Origin of the sequence: Brevundimonas sp. BAL450 (genome assembly GCF_015767455.1) — a bacterium.
GTDB lineage: Bacteria > Pseudomonadota > Alphaproteobacteria > Caulobacterales > Caulobacteraceae > Brevundimonas > Brevundimonas abyssalis.
In genome coordinates this window covers 21,199-29,571 of sequence record NZ_JADWOW010000018.1, presented here as the reverse complement: position 1 = coordinate 29,571, position 8,373 = coordinate 21,199, and the positions used below count along the sequence as shown (strand labels likewise).

The window sequence follows — 8,373 nt, the reverse complement described above, 5'->3', positions numbered from 1 at the left end:
CGCCCAGCCCGCGCCCCCGGCCATTCCGGCGCCTGTGGTGACCGAACCGGCCGAGCCCTCCACTGCAGCCGTCACGAATGCGAAGGTCTCGGGCGCCTCCAAGGCCGCCACCAAGGCCAAACCCAAACCCTCGACCGCCAAGGCTGCTGCTGCCACGACCGCCGACACGAAGCCTGCCGGCGCCGCGCCGCGCCGCAAGCCCGCCGCCAAGACGACCTCGAAGGCCGGATCATGAGCCGCCCCGAGGACGAAGAAGCCGACATCGAATCCTCGCGTGCGCCGCTGCTGGAGCACCTGACCGAGCTGCGCAGCCGCCTGCTGGTCTGCGTCGCCGCCTTCATCCTCGGCTTCATCCTGTGCTTCGCCTTCGCCGGGCCGCTCTATGTGTTTCTGGTCAAGCCGTTCGCCGCCGCCTTCGCCCTGCATGAGGTGTCAGGCGGGGAGGGAGTGTCACCGATCGATCTGATCCTGGCCACGGCCGGGATCACGCCTCTGCCGGAGGGTGGATCGGCCGTGGGCCTGATCTCCACGGCCCCGCTGGAGTTCCTGATCACCAAGATCAAGCTGGCGGCCTTCGGCGCCATCGTCATCACCTTCCCGATCCTGGCCTGGCAGGTCTACGGCTTCGTGGCGCCGGGCCTCTACCGCAACGAGCGCAAGGCTTTCCTGCCGTTCCTGCTGGCGGCGCCTATCCTGTTCCTGATCGGAACGGCGATGGTCTATTTCATCATGCTGCCCTTCGTCATGTGGTTCTCGCTGAGCCAGCAGATCGCCACCGCCGAGGTGTCAGTGGCCCTGATGACGCGGGTCTCGGACTATCTGAACCTGGTCACGGCCCTGCTGCTGGCCTTCGGCCTGTGCTTCCAGCTGCCGGTGGTCATGACCCTTCTGGGCCTGGCCGGCATCGTCAACGCCGAAGCCCTGTCGAAAGGCCGCAAATACGCCGTCGTCGGCATCTTTGTCGTGGCGGCCTTCGTCACGCCGCCGGACCCCATCAGCCAGGCCATGCTGGCGATCCCTCTGATCGTGCTCTACGAGATCTCGATCTGGTGCGTGCGCTTCATTGAAACGCGCCGCCGCCGCGAGGATGAGGCGGCCGCAGCGGCCTAGGCATGGAGCGATAGAAACCGCTTCATGTCCATGCTGGACCGCTCGCCGACGGCGGGCAGGCAGTTCTCCAGCCAATGGTCCGCCGCCTCCCTTCCCCGCGCCTTCAGGTCCAGCAGGAAAGTCCATTCGGTGTTGAACTTGGAGCCCAGCGACAGGTCATCCAGATGCCCGTCCGCCGACACGGCGTGTAGCAGCATGTGGCGATAGCGGCCCCGCGCCGTCTCGGTCAGCTGGCCTTCTTCTATCAGCTCCTGCACGAAGGCCACGGCGCGCAGCTCTGCGGTGAGGGGCGCGTTGAAGGCGATCTCATTCATGCGGTCCATGATCTCGCCCGGCGCCTTGGGCGTGTCGTCCCGCTCGAACGGGTTCAGCGGCAGCAGCAGAATGTCGTCGGGCGTGTCGTCATAGAACAGCGGCCACAGCGCCGGGTTAGCCAGATAGCCGCCGTCCCAGTAAGGCTCGCCGTCGATGGTCACCGCCTGGAACAGGTGGGGCAGGCAGGCCGAGGCCATCAGGACCTCGTCGCTCATCTCGTCTGATTTGAAGATGCGCGCCCGCCCGTGCTTCACCGCCGTCGCCGACACGAAGAACCTGATCGGCGAGGCCCGCACGGCCTCGAAATCAATCGAGGCGTCGAGAACCCGCTTCAGGGGGTTCAGGTTGAAGGGGTTGAACTCATAGGGGCTGGACGACATCGCCATGGCCTTGAACGAGCGCCAGAAGGGCGTCTCCTTCAGCCAGCCGGGATTGGTCATGGCGTTCCATACGCCTCTGTCGCCAAAGACGTTGCGGCCGCCGGACTGGTTCATCTCGCGCCAGAGCTTGTCCAGGGCCTCGCGGGCGCCGTCCCGCCCGTTCGCCGCCATGCCGGAAATCAGCGCCGCACCGTTCATGGCGCCGGCAGAGGCGGCAGTCACCGCCTTGATCTCCAGACGCCCGTCCTCGAGCAGGCGGTCCAGCACGCCCCACTGGAACGCGCCGTGGGAGCCGCCGCCCTGCAGCGCCAGACAGATGGGCCGGAGCCGGTTCGGATCGGAGGGCTTCTTCCGCTTCAGCAAGCTGGTCCCTCCGGGGCTGTCACTGGGCGGTCCAGCCGCCGTCGATGGAGAAGCTGGCCCCGTTGGCCGAGGCTCCCAGATCGCTGACCAGATACAGGAAGATGCCCGCCAGTTCGTCGGTGGTCACGAACCGCCGCGTGGGCTGGGATTTCAGGATCACCTCGGCCAGCACCTTCTCGCGCGGAATGCCGCGGGTGCGGGCCTGGTCGGCGATCTGCTTTTCGACGATCGGGGTTTCGACGAAGCCCGGGCAGATGGCGTTACAGGTGATGTTCTGCTCGGCCAGCTCCAGCGCCACGGTCTTGGTCAGGCCGATGACCCCGTGCTTGGCGGCGACATAGGCGGACTTGTAGGGGCTGGCCACCAGCCCGTGGGCCGAGGCCACATTGATGATCCGCCCGCGCCCCTGCGCCTTCATGATCGGCACCGCAGCCCGGGTGGCATAGAAGGCCGACGACAGGTTGATGGCGATGATCTGCTCCCACTTGTCGGCGGGAAATTTGTCGATGGACTCCACGTGCTGGACGCCCGCGTTGTTCACCAGAATGTCCAGACGGCCCAGATCGTGCTTGGCGAAGGCGACCATGTCGGCCACTTCGCTGCCGTTGCGCATGTCGGCGGCGTGATAGCGGACCTTGACCCCGTAGGCGGCCTCCATGCCCGAGCGGGTGCGCTCGATCTCGGCCGGATCGCCCAGGCCGTTCAGCACCACGTCGCCGCCCCGCGACGCCACCGCGCGGGCCAGCGCCAGGCCGATGCCGGACGTCGAACCCGAGATCACCGCCACCTGACCTTTCAGGTCATTGACGTCGGGGTTGTACGGGCGCGGCGTGTCCTTCGCCGTGTCAGAGCCGGAGATGCCTTTCAGCCACTGGAACATGCGGGGTCTTTCATCCTGCCGGCGAGTCACCGGTTCTTCAGGTCAATCTAGCGGCAGTCTGCGCTGGTGGCGACAGGGTGTCAGGATTTTCCCGATCTGATGAATATCCATTCGTTGTCACTGGACGCCGCCTTGTCGAATCCATAGCCCTCGAGATCGAAGCCCTTCAGGTCCTCCGCACGCTCGACCCGGTTGTCGATCGCCCACCGCGCCATCAGGCCTCGCGCCTTCTTGGCGAAGAACGAGATGATCCGGCTTTCGCCGTCACGCACTTCGCGGAACTGGGGCGTGACCACAGGCAGTTTCAGGGCTCGCGCGTCGACGGCGCCGAAATATTCCTGGCTGGCCAGGTTCACCAGCGAACTGTCCGTCTGACCCTCGGCGTCGGCGTTGAGCCGCTTGGCGATGCGATCGCCCCAGAAATCGTAGAGGTTCGCGCCCCGCTTGGTGCGCAGCCGTGTGCCCATCTCCAGACGATAGGGCTGGATGGCGTCCAGCGGGCGCAGCAGGCCGTAGAGGCCCGACAGGATGCGCAGGTGATCCTGCGTCCACGCCAGCGCCTTGTCGTCCAGCTCGCGAGCCTTCAGCCCTTCATAGACATCCCCGGCGAAGGCGAATGCGGCGGGCAAAGAGCCCTCGTCGCTGTCAGGGTCGAAGGCCTGGAAGCGTTGGTGGTTCAGGTCGGCCAGCGGTTGGGAAATGTCCATCAGGCGGCGCAGGTCCGCGCGCGTCAGCTTGCGCGTCACCTTGGACAGTTCGGCGATATCGGTGTCGAAGCGCGGTCGGGTCGGCTGGATCGCCGTCGGGGCTTCGGAATAGTTCAGACGCTTTGCGGGCGACAGGACAAAAAGCAAAGGCACGGCCTCCGGAGGTTTCGGGGCAGATAGGCCGTGCGGGTGACGATTGAAACCTTGACGATCAGAAAAGGACTGACGGGTTCATGATCCGTTGTGGATCGAGCGCGGCCCGCACTGCCCGCATGGCGGCCACCTGGACCGGGTCCTTGTAGCGCAGCGCCTCTTCGGTCTTCAGCCGCCCCAGGCCGTGTTCGGCGGAGATGGAGCCCTCCAGTTCGCCGACAATGTCGTGGACGATTCTCGCGCCCTCGTCCTTGCGCGCAGCGAAAGCCTTGGGATACGCACCCACCGGCGGCACCACATTGTAATGCAGGTTGCCGTCGCCCAGATGTCCGAAAGTCACAAGCCGGATGCCCTCGAACTGCGCGTTCAGCGCACCGTGGGCGCGCTCGACGAATTCGGGCAAGGCGGTCAATGGCAGGGACACGTCATGCTTCCACCCGCCGCCCGCCGCTTTCTGGGCCGCCGACATTTCCTCGCGCAGCCGCCAGAACTGCGCCGCCTGCGTCGCGTTCTGGGCCATGGCCGCGTCCGAGATCAGGCCGCGCTCGAAGGCGTCCCCCAGGATGCGCTCCATGCCCCGCTCGGCCGCCCCCGGTTCGCCCGACACCAGCTCAATCAGCACCGCCCACGGCGTCGGCGTGTCAAGCGGATCGCGGGTGTCGGGGATGTGGGCCAGGCAGATCTCGATGCCCTGTCGGTTCATCAGCTCGAAGGCCTCGACGCCCCCGCCGGTTTCGGCCTTGGCCACGGCCAGCAGCTCCAGCGCGGCGGCGGGCGTCTCGAGCCCCACCACCGCCGTGGCCCGCGACCGCATGACCGGAAAAAGCTTCAGCGCCGCCGCCGTGACGATGCCCAGCGTCCCTTCGGCCCCGATCAGCAGATGCTTGAGGTCATAGCCGGTGTTGTCCTTGCGAAGCCGCTTCAGCCCGTGGAAAATCTCGCCGTTGGGCAGCACCGCCTCCAGCCCCAGCACCAGATCGCGCGCCACGCCGTAGCGCAGCACCGCCGTGCCGCCGGCGTTGGTGGAGATGACCCCGCCCACCGTCGCCGTGCCCTCGGCCGCGAGGCTCAGCGGAAAGAAACGGTCGGCGCCGGCAGCGGCGTCCTGCGCCTCCTTCAGCGTCAGCCCGGCCTCCACCACCATCACGTCTTCCAGCGGCAGCACCCGACGCACCGCACGCATGCGGTTCATGGAGATCAGGACCTCGCCGTAGGGAATCTGGCCGCCCACCAGCCCGGTGTTGCCGCCCTGGGGGGTGATGGCCACGCCCTCGCGCGCACAGACCGCCACGGCCCGCGCCACCTCCTCGGTCGAACTCGGGGTCAGCAGGATGGGGGTGTTGCCCTCCCACGCGCCGCGCCACTCGACCACGCGCGGCGCGATCAGGTCCGCATCCTGGGTCCAGCCTTTGGGGCCGAGGATGGATTTCAGTTCGTCGATGACGGCGGGGGAGGGTGCGGGCATGGACACGCTTGTCTCAAACCCGCATGGATCAGGAAAGCCAGAATGCGTGATCGCCCGCGTGAGGATTGCTGAATGACCCCTGTGCCCGTCGTCGGCGTGGTGTGCCTCAAGGGCGACCAGGTGCTGCTGATCCGGCGCGGCACCGAGCCCCGTCTGGGGGAATGGAGTCTGCCGGGCGGACGGATCGAGCCGGGCGAGCGGGTTCTGGACGCGGCCCTGCGCGAGCTGAAGGAAGAGACCGGCGTCGACGCGGTCATCACCGGCCTGCTGGCTGTGGTGGACGGCGTCTTCCCTGACCACGACCGGCACTATGTGATGATCGACTACCGCGCCGAATGGACGGGTGGACAGCCTGTGGCGGGTGACGATGCGGCCGAGGCGGCGTTCCATCCCCTCTCGGCGGTGGATGATCTGGTGGCTTGGGAGGAGACGCGGCGCGTGATCCACACGGCCGCGCGCGAGACCCTCAGTCCAGGCGGCTGATCAGGGCGGACAGATCGGGCCGGTCCCGTTCCAGTGGCGGCGCGGCCGGCGTGCCCAGATGGATGAACCCGGCGATGCGCTCGCCAGCCTTTACGCCGAACAGGGCGGTGGCGGCGGGCTCATAGGCATACCAGTCGGTGATCCAGTTGGCGCCGAATCCGAGCGCGTCGGCAGCGTGCAGCAGGTTCATGCACACAGCGCCCGCCGACAGCTCCTGCTCCCACTGCGGTATTTTCTGGCTCTCGACCGGCGTGGCCACCACCATCACGCAGACCGGCGAGGCCCGCAGTTTGGCGAGAACGGCGACGCCCTTGGGATCCGGCGCCATGGGTTCCAGCTCAGCCGCGATCCGCGCCTTGGCCGCCGCGCCCAGGATCACGAAACGCCAGGGGGCCAGCTTGCCGTGGTCCGGTGTTCGGGCCGCCACAGAAATGATTCGCGCGATCTGATCCTCGCCCGGTCCCGGCGCGCCGATGGTCTGGGCGGGGGTCGAGCGCCGGTTCGACAGGCGCTTCAGATAGGCTTCGGACGGTTCGGGGGCGGGCAGGGGCGCGCCGACGGGGGCGTATGGGCTCATGATCAATAGCTAGGCCCGCGTCCTCCGTCGCGCCAGACCCTGAATGCGAGTCGGTCTCATTTTCTCGCTGCGGGCTTTTGCAGGCCGCCGTGGAGGCCTAAGTTCGTCTCGCTCAGGCCCGCGCGAAAGGAATGCTCATGGCGCAGCCACTGGAATTGGTCAGCGACACGCCGTCACGATGGCGGCAATTGCGTGAGGCCGCTGAACAGGCCGCGCGAGACGAGCCGCGCCTGTCATCCATGATGAGCGCCACGATCCTGTCCCATGGCGATCTGGCCAGCGCCCTCAGCTATCAGATCGCGCGCAAGCTGGGCGACGCCGAACTGGGGCCCATGAGCGTGCGCGAGGTCTGCGCCCAGGCCTTCGCCGCCGATCCCGCCATCGTCGCGGCCGCCGGCGCCGACCTTCAAGCGGTGGAGGAGCGCGATCCCGCCATCAAGTCGCTGCTGCAGCCGTTCCTCTACTTCAAGGGCTTCCAGGCCATCCAGGCGCACCGCGTCTCCCACTGGCTGTGGAGCCAGGGGCGCGAAACCCTGGCCTTTCATTTTCAGAGCCGCATGTCGGAATTGTTCCAGGTGGACATCCATCCGGCGGCCACCCTGGGCGCCGGCCTGTTCTTCGACCACGGCACCGGCATCGTCATCGGCGAGACGGCGGTGGTGGGCGACGAGGTGTCCATGCTGCACGCCGTGACCCTGGGCGGCACGGGCGCGGAGCGCGGCGACCGCCACCCCAAGATCGGGCGCGGCGTCCTGCTGGGTGCGGGAGCCAAGGTGCTGGGCAATATCGCTATCGGCGACTACGCCAAGATCGCGTCGGGTTCGGTGGTGTTGAAGCCTGTGCCCGCACATTGCACCGCCGCCGGGGTGCCCGCGCGCCTGGTCAATTGTCCCACCGGCGAACAGCCCGCACGCACCATGGACCACACCCTGGCCGACATAGCCTATGACTTCGTGATCTGATTTCTGTTCAGTGCGTTTGAAAAGCGGCGCGGGCTTCAATAGGGTCCGCGCCTTCAAATCATAGAGGCCGTCCACCGTGAACGACACCGACATCAAGCGCATCGAGACCCATCTGAAGCGCACCTTCAACACCGGCGGAATCAACCTGAAGGCCCGCCCCAAGCAGAACGACTCCGCCGAGGTCTATGTGGATGACGAGTTCATCGGTGTGGTCTTCAAGGACGAGGACGACGACGGTTCGTTCATGTTCGAGATGGCCATCCTGGCCGAGGATCTGCCTCCGGCGTGACCGCCGCGCGCAAGGCATGAAAAAGCCCCGGACGGTCGGACCGTCCGGGGCTTTGTCGTTTCAGGCGCGATTACTTCTTTCCGAAGATCGCGTCGCCCATGCGGGCGAAGAAGCCCTTCTTGGCCGGAGCGCTGCGTGACGACGACGTCGAAGCGGCAGGCGCGGAAGCGGCCGGAGCGGGCGAGGCCGCCGGAGCCGGGGCGGTCTTCGGCGCGGGCGCCGAGGTGGGACGCGTAGCCGTGATCGTGCGCCGCGGCGCCGTGGACCGGGTCGCCGTCGAACGGGTCGCGGCGGTGGTCTTGGGCTTGGCGGCCGAGGTGCGCGCGGCGGGCTTCTTGGCGGCCGTGGCGGGCTTCTTGGCGGCCGTCGTCACCTTCGCGGCGGGCTTGCGGGCCGGCGCCTTGGCGGCGGCCTTCGGCGCGGCAGGCGTCCTGGCCGCCGTGGTCTTCACGGGAGCCTTGGCGGCGGTGGTCTTCGGCTTGGCGGCGGCCTTGGGCGCCGAAGCCTTCGTAGCGGGTTTAGCCGCGGCGGATTTCGTCGTCGTGGACTTGGCCGTCGCGGGCTTCTTCGCGGCGGTGGTTTTCGACGTGGTTGGACTCTTGGCCATGTATTCCCCGACCCCTCGGTGATACGAGCGCGCAGGGGCGCGCTCCTGTCTTGCGATTCCACAGCATACCGATGTTTGAGAA

The 8,373-nt window shown here is 67.3% G+C and carries 10 protein-coding genes and 1 pseudogene; 6 read left to right on the top strand and 5 right to left on the bottom strand.

Annotated elements, in window-relative coordinates; translation table 11 throughout:
* Both IWC96_RS00245 and tatC read left to right on the top strand, forming a co-directional pair.
* Window positions 1-235 (top strand): annotated as a pseudogene (locus IWC96_RS00245) (hypothetical protein); the annotation flags it as partial.
* Window positions 232-1,110, top strand: a complete 879-nt coding sequence (gene tatC, locus IWC96_RS00240) for a twin-arginine translocase subunit TatC (protein WP_021697131.1) — start codon at window positions 232-234, stop codon at window positions 1,108-1,110. The pseudogene IWC96_RS00245 and the gene tatC, both read left to right, overlap by 4 nt.
* Here tatC and IWC96_RS00235 read toward each other — a convergent pair.
* From IWC96_RS00235 to IWC96_RS00220, 4 genes are all read right to left on the bottom strand, one after another.
* Window positions 1,107-2,168 carry a patatin-like phospholipase family protein gene (locus tag IWC96_RS00235; protein ID WP_021697130.1) on the bottom strand — a complete coding sequence of 354 codons (1,062 nt, stop codon included), beginning with the start codon at window positions 2,166-2,168 and terminating at the stop codon, window positions 1,107-1,109. The genes tatC and IWC96_RS00235 overlap by 4 nt on opposite strands.
* A 19-nt stretch (window positions 2,169-2,187) precedes the next feature.
* Entirely contained in the window at window positions 2,188-3,048 is an 861-nt protein-coding gene (locus tag IWC96_RS00230) for a 3-hydroxybutyrate dehydrogenase (RefSeq protein ID WP_021697129.1), read from the bottom strand.
* 80 nt (window positions 3,049-3,128) lie between these two features.
* Entirely contained in the window at window positions 3,129-3,902 is a 774-nt protein-coding gene (gene yaaA, locus IWC96_RS00225) for a peroxide stress protein YaaA (protein ID WP_021697128.1), read from the bottom strand.
* Between the two features lie 64 nt (window positions 3,903-3,966).
* Window positions 3,967-5,373: an FAD-binding oxidoreductase gene (locus IWC96_RS00220; RefSeq protein WP_196838144.1), complete on the bottom strand. Its 1,407-nt coding sequence runs from the start codon at window positions 5,371-5,373 to the stop codon at window positions 3,967-3,969.
* Between the two features lie 72 nt (window positions 5,374-5,445).
* On the opposite strand from IWC96_RS00220, the gene IWC96_RS00215 reads away from it, so the two are divergent.
* Window positions 5,446-5,856, top strand: coding sequence for an NUDIX hydrolase (locus IWC96_RS00215; protein ID WP_045318966.1), 411 nt, complete (start codon window positions 5,446-5,448; stop codon window positions 5,854-5,856).
* On the opposite strand, the gene IWC96_RS00210 is transcribed toward IWC96_RS00215, so the two are convergent.
* Window positions 5,840-6,433: a nitroreductase gene (locus tag IWC96_RS00210; RefSeq protein WP_045318970.1), complete on the bottom strand. Its 594-nt coding sequence runs from the start codon at window positions 6,431-6,433 to the stop codon at window positions 5,840-5,842. The two genes, IWC96_RS00215 and IWC96_RS00210, sit on opposite strands and share 17 nt — an antisense overlap.
* 137 nt (window positions 6,434-6,570) lie before the next feature.
* Here IWC96_RS00210 and cysE point away from each other — a divergent pair, with 137 nt between their 5' ends.
* The 3 genes from cysE (at window position 6,571) to IWC96_RS00195 (ending at window position 8,313) form a co-directional block, all read left to right on the top strand.
* Window positions 6,571-7,395, top strand: a complete 825-nt coding sequence (cysE, locus tag IWC96_RS00205; protein WP_045318969.1) for a serine O-acetyltransferase — start codon at window positions 6,571-6,573, stop codon at window positions 7,393-7,395.
* Window positions 7,396-7,471: 76 nt separating this feature from the next.
* Window positions 7,472-7,684, top strand: a complete 213-nt coding sequence (locus tag IWC96_RS00200; RefSeq protein WP_021697123.1) for a DUF3126 family protein — start codon at window positions 7,472-7,474, stop codon at window positions 7,682-7,684.
* Window positions 7,685-7,803: 119 nt separating this feature from the next.
* On the top strand, window positions 7,804-8,313 hold the full coding sequence (locus IWC96_RS00195; RefSeq protein WP_196838143.1) for a hypothetical protein: 510 nt from the start codon (window positions 7,804-7,806) through the stop codon (window positions 8,311-8,313).
* Window positions 8,314-8,373: the final 60 nt, after the last annotated feature.

Coding starts and splice junctions, on each gene's coding strand:
- tatC (WP_021697131.1), top strand. CDS start 232: ATGAGCCGCCCCGAGGACGAAGAAGCCGACATCGAATCCTCGCGTGCG.
- IWC96_RS00230 (WP_021697129.1), bottom strand. CDS start 3,048: ATGTTCCAGTGGCTGAAAGGCATCTCCGGCTCTGACACGGCGAAGGAC.
- IWC96_RS00220 (WP_196838144.1), bottom strand. CDS start 5,373: ATGCCCGCACCCTCCCCCGCCGTCATCGACGAACTGAAATCCATCCTC.
- IWC96_RS00215 (WP_045318966.1), top strand. CDS start 5,446: ATGACCCCTGTGCCCGTCGTCGGCGTGGTGTGCCTCAAGGGCGACCAG.
- IWC96_RS00210 (WP_045318970.1), bottom strand. CDS start 6,433: ATGAGCCCATACGCCCCCGTCGGCGCGCCCCTGCCCGCCCCCGAACCG.
- cysE (WP_045318969.1), top strand. CDS start 6,571: ATGGCGCAGCCACTGGAATTGGTCAGCGACACGCCGTCACGATGGCGG.